This is a genomic window from Limimaricola sp. (genome assembly GCF_016125575.1).
Taxonomy (GTDB): domain Bacteria; phylum Pseudomonadota; class Alphaproteobacteria; order Rhodobacterales; family Rhodobacteraceae; genus WGLM01.
This window is the reverse complement of sequence record NZ_WGLM01000004.1, coordinates 601,212-622,625: the sequence shown is the minus strand read 5'-3', so window position 1 is coordinate 622,625 and position 21,414 is coordinate 601,212. Positions and strand designations below refer to the sequence as shown.

General features: G+C 65.4%; 20 protein-coding genes and 1 tRNA gene. 11 read left to right on the top strand and 10 right to left on the bottom strand.

Annotated features, from left to right (window positions below; translation table 11 throughout):
* Nucleotides 1-75: 75 nt before the first annotated feature.
* Entirely contained in the window at nucleotides 76-1,308 is a 1,233-nt protein-coding gene (locus tag GC146_RS10015; RefSeq protein WP_291837625.1) for a urate hydroxylase PuuD, read from the bottom strand.
* A gap of 96 nt (nucleotides 1,309-1,404) precedes the next feature.
* Between GC146_RS10015 and GC146_RS10010 the strand changes: the two genes are divergently transcribed.
* Entirely contained in the window at nucleotides 1,405-2,337 is a 933-nt protein-coding gene (locus GC146_RS10010) for a LysR family transcriptional regulator (protein WP_291837622.1), read from the top strand.
* Here GC146_RS10010 and uraH read toward each other — a convergent pair.
* On the bottom strand, nucleotides 2,322-2,681 hold the full coding sequence (gene uraH / locus GC146_RS10005) for a hydroxyisourate hydrolase (RefSeq protein WP_291837619.1): 360 nt from the start codon (nucleotides 2,679-2,681) through the stop codon (nucleotides 2,322-2,324). The two genes, GC146_RS10010 and uraH, sit on opposite strands and share 16 nt — an antisense overlap.
* 144 nt (nucleotides 2,682-2,825) lie before the next feature.
* Here uraH and puuE point away from each other — a divergent pair, with 144 nt between their 5' ends.
* From puuE to GC146_RS09990, 3 genes are all read left to right on the top strand, one after another.
* Entirely contained in the window at nucleotides 2,826-4,238 is a 1,413-nt protein-coding gene (puuE, locus tag GC146_RS10000) for an allantoinase PuuE (protein WP_291837615.1), read from the top strand.
* Complete coding sequence (locus GC146_RS09995) at nucleotides 4,235-5,053, top strand: bifunctional allantoicase/(S)-ureidoglycine aminohydrolase (RefSeq protein ID WP_291837612.1); 819 nt, start codon at nucleotides 4,235-4,237, stop codon at nucleotides 5,051-5,053. Before puuE ends, GC146_RS09995 begins: the two co-directional genes overlap by 4 nt.
* A gap of 90 nt (nucleotides 5,054-5,143) precedes the next feature.
* Entirely contained in the window at nucleotides 5,144-5,629 is a 486-nt protein-coding gene (locus tag GC146_RS09990) for an ureidoglycolate lyase (protein ID WP_291837610.1), read from the top strand.
* 12 nt (nucleotides 5,630-5,641) lie between these two features.
* On the opposite strand, the gene rpe is transcribed toward GC146_RS09990, so the two are convergent.
* Complete coding sequence (rpe, locus tag GC146_RS09985) at nucleotides 5,642-6,340, bottom strand: ribulose-phosphate 3-epimerase (RefSeq protein ID WP_291837607.1); 699 nt, start codon at nucleotides 6,338-6,340, stop codon at nucleotides 5,642-5,644.
* Between the two features lie 97 nt (nucleotides 6,341-6,437).
* On the bottom strand, nucleotides 6,438-6,869 hold the full coding sequence (locus GC146_RS09980; protein ID WP_291837604.1) for an Rrf2 family transcriptional regulator: 432 nt from the start codon (nucleotides 6,867-6,869) through the stop codon (nucleotides 6,438-6,440).
* A 160-nt stretch (nucleotides 6,870-7,029) separates the two neighbouring features.
* Here GC146_RS09980 and cydD point away from each other — a divergent pair, with 160 nt between their 5' ends.
* The 5 genes from cydD to cydX all read left to right on the top strand — a co-directional run bounded on the left by cydD (nucleotide 7,030) and on the right by cydX (nucleotide 13,395).
* On the top strand, nucleotides 7,030-8,694 hold the full coding sequence (gene cydD / locus GC146_RS09975; RefSeq protein ID WP_291837601.1) for a thiol reductant ABC exporter subunit CydD: 1,665 nt from the start codon (nucleotides 7,030-7,032) through the stop codon (nucleotides 8,692-8,694).
* Entirely contained in the window at nucleotides 8,694-10,343 is a 1,650-nt protein-coding gene (gene cydC / locus GC146_RS09970; RefSeq protein WP_291837598.1) for a thiol reductant ABC exporter subunit CydC, read from the top strand. The genes cydD and cydC overlap by 1 nt, the downstream gene beginning before the upstream one ends.
* 122 nt (nucleotides 10,344-10,465) lie before the next feature.
* Complete coding sequence (locus GC146_RS09965; protein ID WP_291837595.1) at nucleotides 10,466-12,082, top strand: cytochrome ubiquinol oxidase subunit I; 1,617 nt, start codon at nucleotides 10,466-10,468, stop codon at nucleotides 12,080-12,082.
* 5 nt (nucleotides 12,083-12,087) lie between these two features.
* Nucleotides 12,088-13,251, top strand: a complete 1,164-nt coding sequence (cydB, locus tag GC146_RS09960; RefSeq protein WP_291837592.1) for a cytochrome d ubiquinol oxidase subunit II — start codon at nucleotides 12,088-12,090, stop codon at nucleotides 13,249-13,251.
* A gap of 15 nt (nucleotides 13,252-13,266) precedes the next feature.
* The gene (cydX, locus tag GC146_RS09955; protein ID WP_291837589.1) at nucleotides 13,267-13,395 is read left to right on the top strand and encodes a cytochrome bd-I oxidase subunit CydX; all 129 of its coding nucleotides are present in this window, start codon (nucleotides 13,267-13,269) and stop codon (nucleotides 13,393-13,395) included.
* A 40-nt stretch (nucleotides 13,396-13,435) separates the two neighbouring features.
* Here the strand turns inward: cydX and GC146_RS09950 are convergent, their stop codons facing one another.
* The 5 genes from GC146_RS09950 to GC146_RS09930 all read right to left on the bottom strand — a co-directional run bounded on the left by GC146_RS09950 (nucleotide 13,436) and on the right by GC146_RS09930 (nucleotide 18,742).
* Nucleotides 13,436-14,308 (bottom strand): dipeptide ABC transporter ATP-binding protein, encoded by an 873-nt coding sequence (locus GC146_RS09950; RefSeq protein ID WP_291837586.1) that lies wholly within the window; start codon nucleotides 14,306-14,308, stop codon nucleotides 13,436-13,438.
* On the bottom strand, nucleotides 14,308-15,156 hold the full coding sequence (locus GC146_RS09945; RefSeq protein ID WP_291837583.1) for an ABC transporter ATP-binding protein: 849 nt from the start codon (nucleotides 15,154-15,156) through the stop codon (nucleotides 14,308-14,310). The genes GC146_RS09950 and GC146_RS09945 overlap by 1 nt, the downstream gene beginning before the upstream one ends.
* A 1-nt stretch (nucleotide 15,157) precedes the next feature.
* Nucleotides 15,158-16,063 (bottom strand): ABC transporter permease subunit, encoded by a 906-nt coding sequence (locus GC146_RS09940; protein ID WP_291837580.1) that lies wholly within the window; start codon nucleotides 16,061-16,063, stop codon nucleotides 15,158-15,160.
* Nucleotides 16,064-16,073: 10 nt separating this feature from the next.
* Nucleotides 16,074-17,081 (bottom strand): ABC transporter permease subunit, encoded by a 1,008-nt coding sequence (locus GC146_RS09935; protein ID WP_291837577.1) that lies wholly within the window; start codon nucleotides 17,079-17,081, stop codon nucleotides 16,074-16,076.
* Between the two features lie 65 nt (nucleotides 17,082-17,146).
* The gene (locus GC146_RS09930; protein WP_291837574.1) at nucleotides 17,147-18,742 is read right to left on the bottom strand and encodes an ABC transporter substrate-binding protein; all 1,596 of its coding nucleotides are present in this window, start codon (nucleotides 18,740-18,742) and stop codon (nucleotides 17,147-17,149) included.
* A 206-nt stretch (nucleotides 18,743-18,948) separates the two neighbouring features.
* Here GC146_RS09930 and GC146_RS09925 point away from each other — a divergent pair, with 206 nt between their 5' ends.
* Both GC146_RS09925 and GC146_RS09920 read left to right on the top strand, forming a co-directional pair.
* On the top strand, nucleotides 18,949-20,043 hold the full coding sequence (locus GC146_RS09925) for a Xaa-Pro peptidase family protein (RefSeq protein WP_291837571.1): 1,095 nt from the start codon (nucleotides 18,949-18,951) through the stop codon (nucleotides 20,041-20,043).
* A gap of 52 nt (nucleotides 20,044-20,095) precedes the next feature.
* Nucleotides 20,096-20,185 (top strand) — tRNA-Ser (locus GC146_RS09920).
* A gap of 439 nt (nucleotides 20,186-20,624) precedes the next feature.
* Here the strand turns inward: GC146_RS09920 and GC146_RS09915 are convergent.
* Nucleotides 20,625-21,284 (bottom strand): DUF4386 family protein, encoded by a 660-nt coding sequence (locus GC146_RS09915; RefSeq protein ID WP_291837569.1) that lies wholly within the window; start codon nucleotides 21,282-21,284, stop codon nucleotides 20,625-20,627.
* Between the last annotated feature and the right edge of the window lie 130 nt (nucleotides 21,285-21,414).

The following is a 21,414-nucleotide window of genomic DNA, read 5'->3' as shown; positions in this document are numbered from 1 at the left end:
CCTGCATGACGACCAGAGGGGGGCGCTGCCCCCCGCTTGCGCTCCCCCCGGAGTATTTCCGGCCAAAAGAAGGGGTCAGCCCTTCTCGCCCCGCATCGCGGCCTGGTACCACGCGACGATGGCCGCGCGTTCGGCCGGTTCGATGTAGCTGACATTGGCGGGCGGCATTGCGTGGCTGAGGCCGGCCTGAATGTAGATCTGGCGGGCATGGTCGGCGATGGCCGCGGGCGTATCCAGCATCACGCCCTTGGGCGCCCAGAGAATGCCGTCCCAGCCCGGTTCGGCGGCGTGGCACATCGAGCAGCGGCCCGTAACGATGTCGGTGACCTGCTGGAATCCGGGGGCGGCGGCGAACCGTTCGGCCTCGGGCGTCATCGCGTCGATCTGTGCGCTTTGCGCGCCCGGCGCGGTCGAAAGCCAAGCGATGATGATGAAGATCACCGCCGTCACGGCCCAGGTCCAGGTCGGGTTGCCCTTCCGCATGTGGCGGGTGTTGAAATAGTGCCGGATCGTCACGCCCATCAGGAAGACGAGGCTGGCGATGATCCAGTTGTATTTCGTGGCGAAAGCCAGCGGGTAGTGGTTGCTGAGCATAAGGAAGATGACCGGCAGCGTCAGGTAGTTGTTATGCGTGCTGCGCTGCTTGGCGATCTTGCCGTATTTCGGGTCGGGCTTGCGCCCGGCGATCAGGTCGGCCACCACCACGCGCTGGTTCGGCATGATGATGAAGAAAACGTTGCCGGTCATGATGGTGGCGGTGAAGGCGCCGAGGTGCAGCAGCGCCGCGCGGCCCGAAAAGACGTGGACGTAGAAATAGGACATGCCCACGAGGATGACGTAGAGGCCGATCATCAGGCGGGTGTTGTCATCGCCAAACCGGCTTTTGCAGATCTGGTCGTAGACGATCCATCCGAAGGCGAGCGAGGCGAGCGAGATGGCAACCGCCTGCCAGACGGGGATGTCCAGCACCGACGGGTCGACCAGAAACAGCGAACCGCCGAGGTAATAGACCAGGAACAGCATGGCAAAGCCGCTGAGCCAGGTGAAATAGCTTTCCCATTTGAACCAGATCAGGTCGTCGGGCATCGACGCGGGCGCGACGAGGTATTTCTGCACATGGTAAAACCCGCCGCCATGCACCTGCCATTCCTCGCCATCCGCGCCGGTGGCAAGGTTGCGGTCGCGGTGCAGGCCGAGGTCCAGCGCGATGAAGTAGAAGGACGACCCGATCCACGCGACGGCCGTGATGACATGCGTCCAGCGCACGGCAAAGGTCAGCCATTCCATCAGCACGGTCATGTCGAACATCTTGCAGTCCCCTGTCAGTCCGCGGGCAGGCTATACCGGCCGCCATTTATTTGTTAATCCGACAAATCGGGGAACACTTTCAAGGCGCGCCGGGCAATGGCCTATGTGAACAACATCCGCATGTTCGTGCGTGTCTATGAATTGGGCAGCATGAGCGCCGCGGCGCGCGACCAGCGCACCTCGCCTGCCGTCGCCTCGTCGCGAATCGCGGAACTGGAAAAGCACCTCGGCCTGCGGCTGTTCAACCGCACCACGCGCAGCCTGCAGCCCACCGAGAACGGGCGCATCTTCTACGAGGGCGCGCGCAAGATCCTCGATGCCATCGACGAGGCCGAGGCCTCGGTCGCGCAGACGGGGCAGAACCCGCGCGGCACGGTGTTTCTCGCGGCGCCCCTTGGCATCGGACGGCGGTTCATCGCGCCGCATGTGCCGGCTTTCAAGGCCGCCTATCCGCAGATCGACGTGCGCCTGCGCCTGTCAGACCGCAAAATCGACGTTGTGACCGAGGGGCTGGACCTGGCCTTTCACCTGGGCATCCTTGAGGATTCAACGCTGAAGGTGCGGCAAGTGGCGGAATGCCCGCGCATCCTGTGCGCAGCATCTGCCTATATCGCCCGGCGCGGCGCGCCCGCCGATGGCGCGGCACTGGTGCGCGACCGACATGACTGCCTGCTCTTGCGGTTTCCGGGCGCGACCGAGTTTCGCTGGCTGCTGCAGACGCCCGAGGGGCCGCAACGCTTTGACATCACGGGGCCCTACGAATCCGACGATGGCGACGTGTTGACCGCCTGGGCGCTGGAGGGGCACGGGATTGTCATGAAGCCGGTTTTCGAGGTGGCCGAACACCTGCGCGAGGGCCGCCTAGTGCCGGTCGCCACCGCGACGCCGCCGGTGCCCACGCAGCTTTCGTGCCTGACCCAGCACCGCCGCCTGCGCGACCCCAAGATCCGGCTGTTCACCGATTTCATCATTGCGCGGATGCGCGCCGATATGGATCAGGCCACCAGCGGCCTTCAGCTGCCGCGATAGGTGGAATAGCCGTAGGGCGAAAGCAGCAGGGGCACATGGTAATGCGCCTCGGCCTCGGCCATGCCGAAGCGGATCGGCACTTCATCCAGAAACAGCGGTTCTGCCCCCGCCTGGCCGGTGGCGCGCAGGTAATCGCCCGCGCAAAAGACCAGCTCATACGTGCCAGTGGCGAACTTGCCTTCCGGCAGGATCGGCGCATCGGTGCGGCCGTCGGCATTGGTCACCGCCTCGGCGATCTTGCGGTGGCTCATGCCGCTGAGGTGGTAGAGCAAGATCTTCAGGCCCGCCGCCGGTTTGCCCAGCGCGGTATCCAGAACATGCGTCGTGAGGTAACCTTGCGCCATCTTCTGCCCTCCGTTTGCGCAACTATGGCGCGTTGTGCGGGACTTGGCGACACCGCAGAGGCGCGACAGGTCTTTCCCGGTTTTCTTGAAAGTCAGCCCCGCCAGCCCGCGCTATCACGGAGGCATCGGCCCGAAAGGAACGCCATGAACCGTTATCCCCGCAACATGATCGGCTATGGCCCGCGCATCCCCGATGCGGCCTGGCCGAACGGCGCCAAGATCGCCATCAGCCTTGTCCTGAATTACGAGGAAGGCGGCGAGAACAACATCCTGCACGGCGATGCCGCCTCCGAGGCGTTCCTGTCCGACATCGCCGGCGCCCAGCCCTGGCCGGGGCAACGGCACTGGAACATGGAATCGATCTACGATTACGGCGCGCGCGCGGGATTTTGGCGGCTGCACCGGCTGTTCACCGGCATGGGGATTCCGGTGACGATCTACGGCGTGGCCACCGCACTCGCCCGCTCGCCCGAACAGGTCGCGGCGATGAAGGCGGCGGGGTGGGAGATTGCCAGCCACGGCCTGAAATGGGTCGAGCACAAGGATATGCCCGAGGCCGAGGAGCGCGCCCAGATCGCCGAGGCGATCCGCCTGCATTCCGAGGTCGTGGGCAGCCGCCCGACCGGCTGGTATACCGGCCGCTGCAGCGCCAACACCGTGCGGCTGACCGCCGAGGCCGGGTTCGACTGGATTTCCGACACCTATGACGATGACCTGCCCTACTGGCTGCATGTCGGCGCGCGGGACCAGCTGGTCATCCCCTACACGCTGGAAGCCAACGACATGCGCTTTGCCACCGCGCCTGGCTATATCGAGGGCGAGCAGTTCTTCACCTACCTGCGCGACGCCTTCGACACGCTTTATGCCGAGGGCATGGCGGGCAGCCCCAAGATGATGAGCATCGGGTTGCACAACCGGCTGATCGGGCGGCCGGGCAAGATTGCCGGGCTGAAACGGTTCCTCGACTATGCGCGCGGGCATGACGGGGCGTGGTTCGCCCGCCGCATCGACATCGCCCGGCACTGGGCGGCCAACCATCCGCCAGTGCGCCAGACCCGGCCCAGCACGATGGACCGCGATGCCTTCGTCTCGGCCTTCGGCAGCATCTTCGAACATTCGCCCTGGATCGCCGAACGCGCGTGGGAGCTGGAGCTTGGTCCGGCCCATGACACCGCCGCCGGCCTGCACAACGCGCTGGCCCGCATGTTCCGCAGCGCCAGCCATGACGAACGGCTGGGCGTGTTGAGGGCCCACCCGGACCTTGCCGGCAAACTCGCCGCCGCGCGTCGTCTGACGGCCGAGTCGACCGCCGAACAGGCTGCCGCGGGCCTTGATGCACTGACAGATGCCGAACGCGCGCAGTTCACAGCGCTCAACACCGCCTATGTTGAAAAGCACGGCTTTCCCTTCATCATCGCGGTGCGCGACCATGACAAGGCCGGTATCCTCGCCGCCTTCGAAGCACGGCTGGCGCAGGATACCGAAACCGAATTCGCCACCGCCTGCGCGCAGGTCGAACGCATCGCTCTACTGCGGCTGAAGGCGCTGCTGCCATGACGACTTATGCCTTCCCCCCTGGCGGCCTGCCCGACCTTGCCGAAGACCCGGTCGCGAACGGCGCGATCTTCACCACCGCCTATGCGCTGATCCCGGCCGGCACGATGCGCGACATCACGGCAAGCCTGCTGCCCGGCTGGACCGGCACGCGGGCCTGGATCATCGCGCGCCCCTTGTCGGGCTTTGCCGAAACCTTCGCGCAATATGCCGTTGAGGTTGCCCCCGGCGGTGGCAGCACCACCCCCGAACCCGATCCGGGTGCCCAGGCGGGCCTGTTCGTGGCCGAGGGCCAGATGACGCTGACCGCTGCCGGCAGCACGCAGGTGCGCGGCCCCGGCAGCTATACCTACCTGCCGCCTGGCCAGCCGTGGAGCCTGCGCAACGCCGGCCCCGCGCCGCTGCGCTTTCACTGGGTGCGCAAACGCTACGTTGCCGCGCCCGGCCTGCCTCCGCCGGACCCGATCTTTGCCGAAGAGGCCGACACGCCTATGAACTACATGCCCGGCACGCGGGACTGGGCCACGCAGCGCTTTGCCGATCCGGCCGACCTTCGCCATGACATGCATGTCAACATCGTCACCTTCCAGCCCGGCGGCCGCATCCCCTTTGCCGAAACCCACGTGATGGAACATGGCCTCTACGTGCTGACCGGCACCGCCGAATACCTGCTGAACGACCGCTGGCACAGCGTCGGCCCCGGCGATTTCATGTGGCTGCGCGCCTTCTGCCCGCAGGCCTGCATCGCCACCGGTGACGGCCCGTTCCGCTACCTCCTTTACAAGGACGTCAACCGCCACGCGTCCCTGACATTCTGAATCCCTCTGGTCCCTTCTTCTGGCCGGAAATACTCTCGGGGGGTTCAAGGGGGGCAGACAGCCCCCCTTGCCCTGCAACCGGACCTGCCCATGATCATCACGACCGAACCCCTGACCGCCGCCGCCTTCGCCCCTTTCGGCGACGTGCTCGATGCCTCGGGCACCCCTGACAAGATCATCAACGCGGGCCTTTGCGGGCGCTATCACGACCGCGCCCGGCTGGATTTCGGGCCCGAGGGGCGGGCGGGAATTTCCATCTTCAAGGCCGAGGCGCGCAGCTTTCCCTACCGCCTCGACCTCGTGGAGCGCCATCCGCTGGGCAGCCAGGCCTTCATCCCGATGACTGCCGATCCCTTCCTTGTCATCGTGGCCAAGGATGACGCGGGCACGCCGGTGCGCCTGCGTGCGTTCCTGACCGCGCCGGGACAGGGCATCAACCTGTTGCGCAATACCTGGCACGGGGTGCTGACGCCGCTGGCCGCGCCCGGGCTTTTCGCGGTGATTGACAGGATCGGGCCGGGCGACAACCTGCAGGAATACCCGCTGGCACCGCAGCCGCAGGTGATCCGCGGCTGACCCGGCGCCGCCTCAGGCGGCGACCTGTGCGCGGTGGGCCGCCGTTCGGATCGCGCGGATGTTGGCCCCGTAGGGTGCGGGATCGGCGACCGATCCCCCCTTGAACACCGCCGACCCCGCGACCAGCACGTCGGCCCCCGCCGCCGCGACCATCGGCGCGGTCTCAGGCGTCACGCCGCCGTCGATCTCGATGTGGACGGGCCTGTCGCCGATCATCTTGCGCAGGGCCGCCACCTTGGCGACCTGCGAATGGATGAACTTCTGCCCGCCAAAGCCCGGGTTGACCGTCATCACGCAGACCAGATCGACAAGGTCCAGCATGTACTCGACATCGGCCAGCCCGGTGCCGGGATTGATCGCCAGCCCCGGCCGCGCGCCGGCGGCACGGATCGCCTGCAACGTGCGGTGGGTATGCGGCCCCGCCTCGGGATGAACCGAGATGATGTCGGCGCCCGCCTTGGCGAAGGCCTCGATATAGGCGTCGACCGGGCTGATCATCAGGTGCACGTCCATCACGCCCTTGATATGGGGCCGGATCGCCGCGCACATCGCCGGGCCGAAGGTGATGTTGGGCACGAAATGGCCATCCATCACGTCGACATGGACCCAGTCGGCGCCCTGCGCCTCGATCGCTTCGCACTCGGCCCCGAAGGCCGCGAAATCGGCCGACAGGATCGACGGCGCGATCTTGATGGAACGGTCAAATGTCATCGCCAGCCCTCCAACGCGGTCTGCGGCCGTGCTGCCGCCCTTGCCCCGTCATCGCGCCCGCGACGGGGCTTGTAAAGGTCTTCTGCCGTATCGGGCCTCAGGCTGCGAAGAGCCTCGCCAGCCCGGTATTGCCGTCGACGAGGTCCTGCAACGTGACACGGTCAAGCTCGGCATAGAAGGCGTCCAGCGCCCGGCACAGCACACCCTGCAGGCGGCAGACGGCGATCAGCGGACAGGTATTGTGCGCGGGATCAAGGCATTCGGCAAAGGGCACCTCGGCCTCGAAGATGCGAAACACCTGCCCGACAGAGATCTCCGCCGCGGGACGGGCCAGCGCGATGCCACCCTTGCGCCCCCGCGCAGTGTTGAGAAACCCCGCCGCCTCCAACCCGTGAACGACCGCGGCAAGATGGTGGAAAGAGGCGTTGCAGGCGCGGGCCACGTCGGCAGTGCGCAGCATTTCCGGCGCCTGCACGGCGCAGTGCATCAGCGCGCGCATCGCCAGGTTGGTCCTCATCGTCAGCCGCATTCGCTTCGTCCCCTTCTTTGCCCGCTCCTCCCATTCGTGTGCAGCAGGTTCACCAGCGATAGACCCTCGCGCCGTTTCAGGGTTTGATCCGTATCAAGTCGCCGGCAGCGCCGCGCGCCCTATCTGCCGCATCAAGTCTGGTTCAAGGCCTCGGTTTCGCGTGTCACCTCCTGCCCCTCCCCCGCCGATCGCCCGGCCCCTCGCCCGCCTGACCGCGGGTAGCGACCGCGCCTTGCGAACTGCCGGCTGGCTGACTGCGCTGGCCGCGCTTTTGTGGCTGCCGCAGGCCGCGGTGCTGGCGCAGGCCCTGGCAGCCGCGCTGCACGGTCATCCACCTGCCGCGTTGCCAACTGTCGCGGCTTTCGTCGGCTTCGGGGCGCTGCGCGCGATCTTGAGTTATCTGGCAGAGGGGCGGCTTTACCTCGTGGCCGATACCGTGGCGGCCACAGCGCGGGCGCATCTGGTGGCCCGCGAAGCGCGGCGCGGCGGCACGGCTCCGGCCGGCCCCGGCGCCATCGCGGCTCTCGTGGCCGAAAAGATCGACCTGCTGACGCCCTATCTGACCCGCTACGCGCCGGCCCGGGCACGGGTGATGGTGGTGACGCCGGTGATCTTGCTGATCAGTTTCGCGCAATCATGGGCGGTGGGGCTGGTGCTGCTGGTCAGTGGGCCGCTGATCCCGGTCTTTCAAGCCCTTGTGGGCATGGCCGCGAAGGAGGCAAGCCAGCGCCAGATGACCGAGATTGCCAGCCTCAACGACATGTTGGTCGACAGGCTTTCGGCACTCCCTGACATGCGTCTGATGGCGGCGACCGGCAGGCTGGTCGCGGGGCTACGAGACCGGTCGGACAGCCTGCGCGTCCGCACGATGGAGGTCTTGCGCATTGCCTTTCTCTCTTCCGCGGTGCTGGAGTTCTTTGCCGCCATCGGCGTGGCGATGGTGGCCGTCTGGTGCGGTTTCGCCCTGCTGGGCGCGCTGGGATGGGGAAGTTGGGGTCACTCAATCTCGGCTTTCGGGGCGCTTTGGGTGTTGCTTCTTGCACCCGATTTCTACCTGCCGCTGCGCGATCTGTCCGCGGCGTGGCATGACAAGGCCGCAGCCGAGGCCGTGGCCGAGGAGCTGGCCGAACTTGAGCAGGGGCCAAACCGGCCGATCCTGGGCCAGGGTCAGGCCACCGCGCCCTTGCCCGGCCCCGCCACCCTGCGCTTGCAGGGGGTCGTGGTTCAGACGGGCATGCGGCGCATCACCTATCCCGATGTTACCGTGGCTCCGGGCGAAAGCCTTGCCGTGACCGGGCCCAGCGGCGCGGGAAAGACAACGCTGCTGCGGCTGATCGCCGGGCTGGCGGCACCCGAAAGCGGCCGGATCGAGGTGGCAGGCCGCGCACTTGGCGATGCAACCGCCGATGCCTGGCGGGCGCGGATCGGATGGATGCCGCAAGGCCCGTGGTTTCTCGATGCCAGCCTGCGTGCAAACCTGACATTGGGCCGCGACGGCGATATCGATGCGGCGCTGGAGGCCGCGGCAGGCACGGCCGTGGTGGCGGCTATGCCGCGCGGTCTGGCCACAAGACTGGGCGAGGCGGGTGCGGGACTTTCGGGGGGCGAGGCGCGGCGTATGGCACTGGCCCGGGCCCTGCATGCCGGGCCTGACCTGATCCTTGCCGATGAACCCACCGCCGACCTTGATGACGTCACGGCCGCCGCGGTGATTGACGGCCTTATGGCGCAAGCGGCGCGCGGCGCGACGCTGATCGTGGCGACGCATGACCCTCGCCTGATCGCCCGCATGGACAAGACGCTTGCCGTCGGGGAAGCGGCGTGATGCGGGCGCTCCTTTCCGTTTTCCTCCACGTTGCGCGCGGTGAGCGAACGGGCCTGACACGCGGCGCGGTGCTGAGCGTGGTGACACTGCTGGCGGGGGTCGGGCTCTTGGGACTGTCAGGCTGGTTCATCCTTGCGGCGGCGGCAGCCGGGCTGGCGGGCACAGGCGCGACCTTTGACGTATTTCGCCCCGGCGCAATGGTGCGGCTCCTGGCCTTCGGCCGTACCACTGCCCGCTATGGCGAGCGTGTATTTACCCACGATGCCACGCTGCGGGTGCTGGCAGGGCTGCGGGTGCGGCTGCTGCAACACCTTGCCGCCGCGCCGTTCTCGCGGCTGGAGCGGTTGCGCGGTGCGCTGGCGCTGAACCGGCTGACGGCAGATGTCGACGCGCTGGATGGCATCACGCTGCGTCTGGTGCTTCCGCTGGGGGCTGCCGTTCTGACACAGGCAGTGGCAGCGCTGCTCCTGGCGTGGCTGGCCACGCCGGCCGTTGCGCTGTGGCTACTGGCGGTCCACCTCATGGGCGGGGTGGCGGTACTGGCCCTTGGCATCCGTGCAGCCGCAACACCTGCCCGGCTGGCCGAGCGGGCAGGCCAGGCGCTGCGCGCCCGCACTGTGGACCTTATCCGTGCGCGTGATGATCTGGCCGTGGCCGGACGGCTGAGCACGCAAGAGGCCCACGCGATGGCGGCAGACCAGCGGCGGCGCGCCCTCCGGCTCCGCATCGACCGGATCGAGCGCGGCGCGGGGCTGGCCCTGTCGCTAACCAGTCTTGCCGCGGTCGGCGGTGCGCTGGCGCTGGGACTGGATGCGCTGCGCGCGGGCCAGATCAGTGCAGCGACGGCTGCCATTGGTCCTTTCGCGGCCCTCGGGCTGGCCGAAACGCTGATGCCGTTGCGCCGTGCGGTGGCCGAGGTCGGCCGCATGGCCGATGCCGCGCGCCGCGTCGCGCCCGATCTGCGCCCGGTCCCGACTGCGCCCGCCATGGCCCGCCCTGCCGCCGACGCCGCGCAGGGGCTGGAAATCCAGGGTTTGGCCTATTGCCGCGCCGGCGCGACGCGCGCGGTGGTAGAGGGGTTCAGCCTGACTTTGCACCCCGGCGAAACCGTTGCACTCACGGGGCCCAGCGGCGCGGGCAAGAGCACGATACTCGCGCTTGCGGCGGGCCTGATCACGCCCGATGCTGGCACGATCACACTGGCAGGCGCACCGCTCGACAACTGGCCAGAGTCTGCCTTGCGCACCCATCTGGGCCTTTTGCCGCAGCGCGCCGCCCTTGTTGGCGGCAGCCTGCGCGAGAACCTCGCCCTTGCCGCGCCTGATGCCGACGATGCGACGATGCAAGCGGCGCTGGAGCAGGTGATGCTATGGCCAGCTGTTGCAGGTCGCGGCGGGCTGGACTTGCGCCTTGCCGATCGTGGTGCCGGCCTTTCGGGTGGCGAGGCGCGACGGCTGGCCATCGCCCGCGTTCTGCTTCGCCGCCCCGAGGTCCTGTTGCTGGACGAACCGACCGAGGGGATCGACGCCGAAACCGCCAGCCGGCTGCTGGCCAATCTGCGCGCGGAGCTGCCACGCACGGCAATCGCGGTAGCTGCCCATCGCCCGCTGGAGCGTGACTGGGCCGATCGGTGCGTCACGTTGTCTTGAAAGCTGTATTTACCGCACGGAATTGTTGATCCAGATCAACGCGTGCCTATCCTGAGAACCATAACGAAGGCGGCATATTTCGCCGTCTGGTTCGTTCCGGTTGGCGTTGACAGGAGTACCTGATGTTTGAACTCGGAATCGTCGAGCTGTCGCGGCTGCAATTCGCCATGACAGCCATGTATCACTTCCTCTTCGTGCCGCTGACGCTGGGTCTGTCGATCCTCGTCGCGATCATGGAGACGGTCTATGTCATGACCAACCGCCCAGTCTGGCGGCAAATGACCAAGTTCTGGGGCACGCTGTTCGGCATCAACTTCGTGCTCGGCGTCGCCACCGGCCTGACCATGGAGTTCCAGTTCGGCATGAACTGGAGCTATTACAGCCACTACGTTGGCGATATCTTCGGTGCACCGCTGGCCATCGAAGGGCTGATGGCCTTCTTCCTCGAGGCCACGTTCGTGGGCCTTTTCTTCTTCGGCTGGGACAAGCTGAGCAAGGTGCAGCACCTTGTGGTGGCGTGGCTGGTCGCCATCGGGTCGAACTTCTCGGCGCTGTGGATCCTGATCGCCAACGGCTGGATGCAGAACCCGGTCGGCGCGGCCTTCAACCCGATGACGATGCGGATGGAGATGACCAGCTTCTTCGACGTGCTGTTCAACCCCGTCGCGCAGGCAAAATTCGTGCACACCGTTTCGGCCGGCTACGTCACGGCGGCGGTTTTCGTGCTGGGCGTGTCTGCGTGGTACCTTCTGAAGGGACGGCATATCGAATTGGCCCGGCGGTCGATCACCGTCGCGGCGGCCTTTGGCCTGGCCTCGGCTCTGTCGGTCGTGCTGCTGGGGGACGAATCGGGCTACACGGCCTCGGAAAACCAGAAGATGAAGATCGCCGCGATCGAGGCGATGTGGGAGACCGAGCAGGCGCCCGCGCCCTTCACCCTCTTCGGCATTCCCGACCAGCAGGCGCGAGAGACGCATTACGCCATCAAGATCCCCGGCGTGATGGGGCTGATCGGCACCCGATCGCTGACGGGGGTGATCCCCGGCATCAATCAACTGACACAGGAAAATCAGGGGCGCATCCGGTCGGGCATCATCGCCTATGACGCCTTGATGAAGATCCGCGAGGCCAAGGGGCAGGTGGACCCGTCGGTGACGAATACGTTCAACGAACATTCCAGCGACCTCGGCTTTGCGTTCCTGCTGAAGAAATACGTCGATGACCCACGGCAGGCGACCGATGCGCAGATCGTGCAGGCCGCCAACGATACCGTGCCCACGGTCTGGCCGCTGTTCTGGGCCTTCCGCCTGATGGTGGCACTCGGCTTTGGCTTCATCGCCACGATGGCCTACTTCTTCTACATGGCAAGCTTTCGCGGCATGCGGTTCCCACGTCCGGCGCTGCACCTTGCCGTCTGGATGATCCCCGCGCCGTGGATTGCCGCGGAACTGGGCTGGTTCGTTGCAGAGTTCGGTCGCCAACCGTGGACAGTGGACGGCATCTTGCCGACTGCGCTGTCGGTCAGCGCACTGTCGATCACCGATGTCGCGCTGACGCTGGTGGGTTTTGTGCTGCTCTATACCGTTCTCTTCATAGTCGAGATGGGCCTGATGCTGAAATACATCCGTAAAGGCCCCTACATGGACGTCGACGAAACGGACCGCTGGGACGACATCCACCGCAACCGCCTGACCGGTGGGCGCGGCCGCGCCAGTGCCATCGCCACACCCGCGGAGTAACAACAATGATCCTGCATGAGCTTATCTCTTACGACGTGCTGCGCGTCATCTGGTGGGTGCTTCTGGGCGTCCTGTTGATCGGCTTTGCGCTGACCGACGGGTTCGACCTTGGCGTCGGCGCCCTGCTGCCCTTCGTCGCCCGCACCGATACTGAACGCCGCATCGCGATCAACACCGTCGGACCAGTCTGGGAAGGTAACCAGGTCTGGTTGATCCTCGGCGGCGGGGCGATCTTTGCCGCGTGGCCGACACTTTATGCGGTCAGTTTCTCGGGCTTTTACCTGGCCATGTTCGCGGTGCTCGCCGCGCTGATCCTGCGGCCCGTGGGGTTCAAGTACCGCTCCAAGCGCGACAGCGAGACATGGCGCAGCAGCTGGGACTGGGCGCTATTTGTCGGTGGCTTCGTGCCAGCGCTGATCTTTGGCGTGGCGGTGGGCAACGTCCTGCAGGGCGTGCCGTTTCACCTGACCGATGACCTGCTGTCGGTTTACGAGGGCGGCACGGCGGCCAAGTTCTTCGGCCTGCTGAACCCCTTCGCACTGCTGACCGGCGTCGCCTCGGTTTCATTGCTGGTGATGCATGGCGGCGCATGGCTGTCGCTGAAGGCAACCGGCCCGGTGGCCGAGCGCGGGCGCGTCTTTGGCAGCATCGCGGCCCTGCTGGCGCTGGCGGCCTACCTGCTGGCGGGGCTGTGGTTGGCCTACGGGATCGATGGGTATCACTTCGTGGGCACGGTGCCGACCGACGGCCCCTCTAACCCGCTACTGCACGAAGTGGCCAAAGGCGGCAGCTGGCTGACCGCCTATACCGACCGGCCATGGATCGTGATCGCGCCGGTGATGGGCGTCATGGGCACGATCCTTGCCTTCCTCGGGCTGCGGGCCGGGCGCGAAGTGTCGACGCTGCTTTATTCGAAGATGGCGATCTTCGGCATGATCGCGAGTGTCGGGCTGACGATGTTCCCCTTCATCCTGCCCTCCTCGACCAACCCCACCTCGTCGCTCTCGGTCTGGACCTCGTCCTCGTCACATCTGACGCTGTTCATCATGCTGGTCGTGACGGTGGTCTTCATGCCGATCATCCTGGCCTACACGGCTTGGGTCTACAGGGTGCTCTGGGGCAAGGTCACGCCCAAGGACATCGCCGACAGCAGCAATTCGCTTTACTAGGAAAGGACCGAACCGATGTGGTATTTCGCTTGGCTTCTCGGCCTACCGCTGGCAGCGGTCTTCGCTGTGATGAACGCGATGTGGCTGGAACTTAAGGAAGACGAACGGATCAGCAAGGAAGCTGACGGCAGTCAGCGCCGCTAGGCTTCCCTGCGGGAATGAACCAAAGCCGGCCCCGTCGCCCTCAGGTGGCGGGGCCGGATTGCGTTTGAAGAAGTTGTGCGCGGCGTGCAACGCGGGCGCGGATCGCCTCGACATCTGTCACCGGCGTCGCCGCGAACAGCTTGCGCGTATACTCGTGCTGCGGATCGCCGAACACCACGTCACGGCTGCCGCGCTCCACCACTTCGCCCTTGAGCATGACCATGACGTCATCGGCGAGGTAACGCACCACCGACAAGTCATGGCTGATGAAGACGTAGGTTAGGTCGAATTCTTCCTGCAGGTCGCTGAGCAGGTTCAGCACCTGCGCCTGTACCGACAGGTCCAACGCCGAAACGGGTTCGTCCAGCACCAGCAGGCGCGGGTTCAGCATCAGCGCGCGGGCAATCGCGATGCGCTGGCGCTGCCCGCCCGAGAACATGTGCGGGTAGCGATTGAAATGCTCGGGCATCAGCCCGACCTTCTGCAACATCGCCATCGCGCGCTCGCGCCGTTCCGAGGCGGGCGTGTCGGTGTTAAGCTGCAGCGGTTCCATAAGCACGTCGCCCACCTTCTGGCGTGGATTGAGCGAGCCATAGGGGTTCTGGAACACGATCTGCACTGTGGCGCGCAGGGCCTTGGTCATCGGCTGGCGCGCAATGTCGACGGGCTGCCCTTCGATCAGCAGGGTGCCATTGGTCGCCGGGTCGATCAGGGTGATGATCCGTGCCAGCGTCGACTTGCCACATCCCGACTCGCCCACGATCGCCAGCGTCTTGCCCCGTTCGACGGCAAAGTCGACGCCGTTGACCGCGTGAACAACGCGCGGTGTGCCGAACAGCCCCGCGCGCATGACGTAATCGCGCGTAATCGCGCGGCCCTCGATGACGATTTCGGGTGAGGTGTCTGCGGCCATCACGCGTCCTCACCCTGATGGGCCGCCATGAAATCAGTCACGGTCGACAGTCGCCCGCCGGTGGCATGTTCCGGCAACGCCGATAGCAACGCGCGGGTGTATGGGTTCTTCGGCGTCTCGAAGAGCGTCAGCACATCGGCCTCTTCCATCTTCTTGCCTTGGTATTGCACCACCACGCGGTCGGCCGTTTCGGCCACCACACCCATGTCGTGGGTGATGATGATGAGCGCCATCCCGTGCTTTTCCTGAAGGTCCATCAACAGGTCGAGGATCTGTTTCTGGATCGTCACGTCGAGGGCAGTGGTGGGCTCGTCCGCGATCAAGAGCTTGGGATTGCAGGCAATCGCAATGGCGATCATCACCCGCTGACATTGCCCGCCCGACATCTGGTGCGGAAAACTGCCCAGTCGTTCGGCCGGTTCGGGAATGCCCACAGCCTCGAAGAGTTCGACCGCGCGCTTGCGGGCATCGCGCGCCGACATGCCGAGGATTCCGCGCAGCACTTCCTCGATCTGGAACCCGACCGTGTAGCAGGGATTGAGGCTCGCCATCGGTTCCTGAAAGATCATCGTGATCTCGCGCCCAATGATCCGCCGGCGCTCGCGCTCGGACATCGGCAGCATGTCCTGCCCGTCAAAGCGCATCACGTCCGCAGTCACGACCGCTGTTGGCGGCAGCAGGCCCATGACGGCCAGCATCGCCACCGACTTGCCCGAGCCGCTTTCACCGACGATCGCCAGCACCTCGCGCGGCGAGACGGAAATATCGATGCCAGCGACGGCCTTGAACGGGCCGGCGGCCGTGTCGAAACTGACGGTCAGGTTGCGGATTTCCAGAATCGGGGCCATCTCAGCTCCTCTTCAGCTTGGGGTCGAGCGCGTCGCGCAGCCCGTCACCCATCAGGTTGATCGCCAGCACCGTCACCAGAATCGCCAGGCCCGGCAGCGTCACCACCCACCACGCCCGCAGGATGAACTCGCGCGCCTCGGCCAGCATCGTGCCCCATTCGGGCGTCGGCGGCTGCGCACCCATGCCGAGAAAGCCCAGCGCGGCGGCATCAAGGATGGCGCCAGAGAAGCTGAGCGTCGCCTGCACGATCAGCGGCGCAAGGCAGTTGGGCAGGATCGTGCGGAACATCAGCCGCATCTTGCCCGCCCCCGCCACCCGCGCGGCCATCACGTATTCACGATTCTTCTCGCCCAGCACGGCGGCGCGCGTCAGGCGGGCGAAATGTGGCTGACTGACGATGGCGATGGCGATCATCGCGTTGGTCAGCCCGGGCCCCAGCACAGCAACCAGCACCAGCGCCAGCAGCAGCGACGGGAAGGCCAGGATCACGTCCATCACCCGCATGATGACCATGTCTATCCAGCCGCCGAAGAACCCCGCGACCAGCCCGATCACGATCCCGCCGACCAGCGAAATGGTCACGACGACAATGCCGATGAAAAGGGAATAGCGCGCGCCGAAGATCAGCCGCGACAGGATGTCCCGGCCCACCGCGTCGGTGCCCAGAAGGTAATTCGTCGTCCCGCCATCCTCCCAGAAAGGCGGCACCAGCAACGCGCTGCGGTCCTGGATGATCGGGTCGTGCGGCGCCAGAAGCGGCGCGAGGATCGCCATGATCACCAGCGCTATGAAGAACCACATGCCATAGACGGCGCCGCGGTTCTCACGGAAATAGAACCAGAACTCGGCCAGCATCTGGCGGCGGGTGCCGGGGGCGGGTGTATTGGTCGCGGTTGCGTCTGCCATCGGACCCTCCTCAGCTGTGCCGGATGCGCGGGTTGATCAGGCCATAAAGCAGATCGACCACGAGGTTCACGATCATCACGATGCCGGCGATCAGCAGAAGGCCGCTTTGCACCACCGGGTAGTCGCGGCGCGAGATCGAGTCGACCATCCATTTGCCGATGCCCGGCCATGAAAAAATGGTCTCGGTCAGGATCGCACCGGCCATCAGCACACCCACCTGAAGGCCGATCGTGGTGATCACCGGGATCATCGCGTTGCGCAGGGCATGCACGCCCACCACGCGGCGCGGACTCAGGCCCTTGGCGCGCGCCGTGCGCACGTAATCCTCGCCCAGAACTTCGAGCATGGCCGAGCGTGTCTGCCGCGCGATGACGGCCAGCGGGATCGTCGCCAGCACGATCGACGGCAGCACAAGGTGCGAGGCGGCCGAAGCAAAGGCCCCCTTCTGCCCCGACAACAAACTGTCGATCAGCATGAAACCGGTCGGCGTGGGAAAGTAGTAAAGCAGCGATATGCGCCCCGAGACGGGCGTCCAACCAAGGATGCCCGAGAAGAAGATGATGAGAAGCAGACCCCACCAGAAAATCGGCATCGAGTAGCCAACCAGCGCGGCCGTCATGGTCGTCTGATCGAACCACGAACCACGTTTCAGCGCGGCCAGCACGCCCACCGGAACGCCGATCACCACGGCGATGATGATGGCGCAGAAGGCCAGTTCAAGCGTGGCGGGAAACAGGGTGAGGAAATCGCTCAGCACCGGCTGCTTGGTGACGATGGAATCGCCAAAATTGCCGTGCAGAAGCTTCCATAGGTATTCAAGGTATTGCTGCCAGATCGGCCGGTCAAAGCCCAGCCGCTGCATCATGTCGGCGTAATGCTCGGGCGTCATGCCACGTTCGCCCGCCATCAGCAGAACCGGGTCACCCGGCAGGATGCGGACAAAGCCGAAGGCCACGATGGTGATTCCGATAAAGGTCGGAATCAGGTAGGACAGCCGGCCGAGGATAAACTTGATCATGCGCTTGCATCCACGGGCGCGCGGGTTCTTCCCCGCGCGCCCGCCTTGTCAGAGGAGGTCAGCGATCACTCGGTGATGTCGACGTTCGAGAAGTCATGGCTGCCCAGCGGGCTCATGACGTAACCGGTAACCTTGTTCGACATCGGCATGAAGACGGTCGAATGGTCGATCGTCAGCCACGGCGCCTGCTCTTTGAAGATGACCTGCGCCTGCTCGTAGAGCTTGGTGCGCTCGGCAACGTCAGAGGTCGCGGCAGCCTTGTCCAGCAGTGCCTGGAAGTCCTTGTCGCACCACTGCGCCCGGTTCGAACCGCCAATGCCGTTGCAGCTCAGCAGCACGTTCATGAAGTTGTCCGGGTCACCGTTGTCGCCGGTCCAGCCAAGGATGACGGCACCGTCACGGTTCACGTCGGTCGACTTCTTGAGGTACTCGCCCCACTCGTACGAGACGATGTCAGCGGTCACGCCGATCTTGGCGAGGTCGGCCTGCATCAACTCGGCCGTGCGGCGCGCGTTGGGCATGTACGGACGCTGCACCGGCATCGCCCAGATTTTCATGTGCAGGTCGGTCACACCGGCATCAGCCAGCATCTGCTTGGCAGCTTCCGGATCGTAGGGATCATCCTTGATCGCGTCGTTGTACGACCACATGGTCGGCGGGATCGGGTTTTTCGCCACGATGCCAGTGCCCTGGAACACAGCGTCGATGATCGCCTGCTTGTTGATCGCCATGTTCAGCGCCTTGCGCACGCGCACGTCGTCGAACGGTGCAACTTGCGTGTTGTAGGCGAGGTAGGCGACGTTCAGGCCCGGCTGTTCCATCATCGTCAGGTTCGGATCGGCCTTCAGCCCGTCGATATCGGCCGGGGCCGGATAGGGCATGATCTGGCACTCGTTCGCGCGAAGCTTCTGCGCACGCACGGCCGCATCGGTGGTGATGGCGAAGACGAGGTCATCGATATGCGGCTTGGTCCCGAAGTAATCGGGGTTTGCCTTGTAGCGGATGACAGCATCTTTCTGGTAGGCCACGAACTGGAACGGACCGGTGCCGATCGGCTGGTTGTTGAAGTCGGCGGCCTTGCCTTCGGCCATCAGCTTGTCGGCATATTCCTTCGATACGATCGAGGCGAAATCCATGCCGAGGTCAGCAAGGAACGGCGCGTTCGGCGCGTTCAGCGTGAACTTCACCGTCAGGTCGTCGACCTTCTCGATCGACTTGATCATCGAATCGAGGCCCATGCCGGTGTAGTACTCATAAGACACGCCCGGAACGTACTGGTTGAACGGGTTGTCCTTGTTGCCCTGACGGTCGAACGAGAAGATCACGTCGTCGGCGTTCAGGTCACGCGTGGGTGTGAAGTAATCGGTCGTCTGGAACTTGACGCCCGGACGCAGCTTGAAGGTGTATTCCAGCCCGTCGTCCGAGATCGTCCAGCTTTCGGCAAGACCGGGTACGAGGTTTGTCGTGCCGGGGGCGAATTCCACCAGACGGCTGTAGATCGTGCGCGAGCTGGCATCAAAGGTGGTCCCGGCGGTGTAGGGCGCCGGGTCGAATCCCTCGGGCGAGCCTTCCGAGCAATAGACCAGCGTCTTGGCCTGCACGCCGCCTGCCAGCATCGCCATGACGGCCGACGCGGCAAGTAGGGTGTTTCTGAGTTTCATTGAGTTGTCCTCTCTGTTGAACTTCGTCGGGCGCGTTGAGGTCGCACCACAATGACGCCGCAGCTTAGGCCTCAAATCCCGTTAGGCAAGCCCGATCTGTCAGCCGTGCCGCGCCCCTTACCCTGGGTCAGCACGGGCGACCTTGCGCTTTGCCGCGTCCCGGATCACCTTGCGCCCAATCACGCGCACGTCTGGAGGACCCACCGATGACCGACCGTTATTCCGAGCACCGCCAGATTGCCCGCGACCTTGGCGTCGATGCCGTCGCATTGGTGCCGGGACCAAATTTCACCCGGCTGTTCCATCAGGCCTTTCACGTCAACGAACGCCCGCTTGTCGTGCTGATCCCGGCCGAGGGAATGCCGGCGGCGCTGGTACCCAACCTCGAATTGCGCTCGTTCGACCTGCTGAATTTCGAGGGCGAGGTTTTCGACTGGCGCGACCAGACCGGTTATGCTGATGCCTTCGCCGCACTGGCCCGCCACATGCCGCTGAGCTCTGTCGCGGTCGAGGGACAGGTGATGCGCGTCTTCATTCACCACGCGATGACCACCGCCTGGCCCGGCCTGCGCGTCGTCGATGGCGAGCGGCAGATCGCGGGCCTGCGCCTTCTCAAGACCCCGGACGAGGTTGCAGCGATGGAAGAGGCGATCCGGCTGTCCGAACGCGCGCTGGCCCGCACCCTTGACCAGGTGCGCATCGGCCAGACCGAGAAGGAGATCGAGCAGATCCTGACGCTGTCGCTCTTCACCGAAGGGGCTGAAGAACACGCCTTCTCCCCCATCGTCGCGGCCGCCGACAACTCGGCCCGCCCCCATGCCCATGCCCGCGCCGACTATGCCGTGCGGGCAGGCGACGCGTTGTTGCTGGATTTTGGCGGGCGCAAGGGCGGCTTTTGCGCCGACATCACCCGCACGGTCTTCCTCGACCATGCCAGTGACGAGGCGCAGGCCGTCTACGACACGGTGCTGCGCGCCAACCTCGCCGGTTTCGCCGCCACAAGGCCCGGTGTCACCGCGCATGACATCGACGACGCGGTGATCTCGGTGCTCGAGGCGTCGCCCTATGCCGACCGGATCCGCACCAAGACCGGCCATGGCCTGGGCCGCGACGTGCACGAGGCGCCGTACATCATGCGCGGCAATGCCCAGGTGATGCAGGCAGGCATGGTCTGGACCAACGAACCCGGCCTCTACCAGATCGGCGCCTTCGGCGTGCGCATCGAGGATGACGTGCTGGTGACAGAGGATGGCTGCCGGTCGCTGACCAGCTTTCCCAAGGACCTGACGATCCTGCGCTGAACCCGCCAATCCTGCCTTGCAGCTTTCCCGCCCTGCCGCTAAACGGATCGACGGAGACGTGGCCGAGTGGTCGAAGGCACACCCCTGCTAAGGGTGCATACCGGAAACGGTATCGAGGGTTCGAATCCCTTCGTCTCCGCCACCACATAACACATTGATATTAAACGATTTTACGCCTTGTGGATTGTGGCGCGATTTCCGCGACATGCGAGGCGTTCTGCCCCCTAGAGACTTGAAGTTGCAGACGAAATAGCTGCCAGAAATGGCGCGAGTCTCTGTTTGGCATTTGGCGCGATAGGGTTTTCGGGTGGCGCTTCCGGCGCTGCACCTGATTTCCAGCTATTTCGAAGCTGACGCGGACCTTGTCGTGCCGCTTCATCCGAGAACATGGCGAATACGTTGTCGAAGGAATTCAGCGAGTTCCGCGGCATCGGGATCATTAGCTGCATCGAGGAGGACCGCATATTCCTCATAGTCGACAAACGCGATCAGTTCCTGAAACTCAGGCAGGAGGCTTTGTCTTTCAACCCCTCTGATGGGCCCGGTGCAAGGACAGCACCGGGCCCGGGTAGAATGGCAGATCAGTCGACTGGGCGCAGGAGGGCCACGCCGGCCCAGGCGAACCAGGCGATGTAGCCGAGCCCGAACACCGCCCCGGTCACCGGTGCGAGCGCCGGCAGGACCGTCGACAACCCGGCCGCGCCGATCGCGAGGCTGACCCAGCCGAATGCGCGCGACATCAGCCCGGTCTTGAGCACCGCCACCCCGATCAGCATCGCCCAGATGCCGCCGGCGATCTCGTTGCCGCCACCAAGGCCGTTCTCGACCATCTCGACCACGCGCCAGAGCCGGGCGGCCTCGACCGGGTCAGCGGCATGGATGTCGACCACCGCGGCAAGGCCGACATTGGCGACCATGCCGGCGCCCACGACCAGCGTGGCCCATAGCGCGCCGATGGTCAGCGCCACCTGGGCGAGCCCCGGCAGGTAGGGGCGGAACCGGTCCCACATCGCCACCGCGAGCACGGCGAGCGCGAGGCCGTTGACGACGTAAATCGCCAAGTACCAAGAGCTGACCAGCCCGTGGTGGGCGGCGAAGAAGGTGACGGTCGTCGCCGGGTCGGCATGCTCGGCACCGATCCCGGAGGGGGCCAGCACGGTCAGCATCAGGGCAAAGCCGTAGACATAGGTCAGCGCGCAAAGCAGGGCAGCCGCGGCGCCGAAGCGTTTCAGATCTCTCATCGTTCATCTCCTGTTGAGCGCCGGGGCGCCTTGGCGTTTCGATGCCCAAGGGATAGGCCGGATGCCCCACCCGCCCCATGACCGCGCGTTCCAAAGCGTTGGCCGATCGTACCAACGGGTGCTAGGCTGG

Coding starts and splice junctions, on each gene's coding strand:
- GC146_RS09990 (WP_291837610.1), top strand. CDS start 5,144: ATGATCATCACGACCGAACCCCTGACCGCCGCCGCCTTCGCCCCTTTC.
- GC146_RS09915 (WP_291837569.1), bottom strand. CDS start 21,284: ATGAGAGATCTGAAACGCTTCGGCGCCGCGGCTGCCCTGCTTTGCGCG.
- uraH (WP_291837619.1), bottom strand. CDS start 2,681: ATGGCGCAAGGTTACCTCACGACGCATGTTCTGGATACCGCGCTGGGC.
- GC146_RS09995 (WP_291837612.1), top strand. CDS start 4,235: ATGACGACTTATGCCTTCCCCCCTGGCGGCCTGCCCGACCTTGCCGAA.
- puuE (WP_291837615.1), top strand. CDS start 2,826: ATGAACCGTTATCCCCGCAACATGATCGGCTATGGCCCGCGCATCCCC.
- cydB (WP_291837592.1), top strand. CDS start 12,088: ATGATCCTGCATGAGCTTATCTCTTACGACGTGCTGCGCGTCATCTGG.
- GC146_RS09930 (WP_291837574.1), bottom strand. CDS start 18,742: ATGAAACTCAGAAACACCCTACTTGCCGCGTCGGCCGTCATGGCGATG.
- GC146_RS09940 (WP_291837580.1), bottom strand. CDS start 16,063: ATGGCAGACGCAACCGCGACCAATACACCCGCCCCCGGCACCCGCCGC.
- GC146_RS09945 (WP_291837583.1), bottom strand. CDS start 15,156: ATGGCCCCGATTCTGGAAATCCGCAACCTGACCGTCAGTTTCGACACG.
- GC146_RS10010 (WP_291837622.1), top strand. CDS start 1,405: ATGGCCTATGTGAACAACATCCGCATGTTCGTGCGTGTCTATGAATTG.
- GC146_RS10015 (WP_291837625.1), bottom strand. CDS start 1,308: ATGTTCGACATGACCGTGCTGATGGAATGGCTGACCTTTGCCGTGCGC.
- GC146_RS09935 (WP_291837577.1), bottom strand. CDS start 17,081: ATGATCAAGTTTATCCTCGGCCGGCTGTCCTACCTGATTCCGACCTTT.
- cydX (WP_291837589.1), top strand. CDS start 13,267: ATGTGGTATTTCGCTTGGCTTCTCGGCCTACCGCTGGCAGCGGTCTTC.
- cydC (WP_291837598.1), top strand. CDS start 8,694: ATGCGGGCGCTCCTTTCCGTTTTCCTCCACGTTGCGCGCGGTGAGCGA.
- GC146_RS09950 (WP_291837586.1), bottom strand. CDS start 14,308: ATGGCCGCAGACACCTCACCCGAAATCGTCATCGAGGGCCGCGCGATT.
- GC146_RS09925 (WP_291837571.1), top strand. CDS start 18,949: ATGACCGACCGTTATTCCGAGCACCGCCAGATTGCCCGCGACCTTGGC.
- rpe (WP_291837607.1), bottom strand. CDS start 6,340: ATGACATTTGACCGTTCCATCAAGATCGCGCCGTCGATCCTGTCGGCC.
- GC146_RS09980 (WP_291837604.1), bottom strand. CDS start 6,869: ATGCGGCTGACGATGAGGACCAACCTGGCGATGCGCGCGCTGATGCAC.
- GC146_RS09965 (WP_291837595.1), top strand. CDS start 10,466: ATGTTTGAACTCGGAATCGTCGAGCTGTCGCGGCTGCAATTCGCCATG.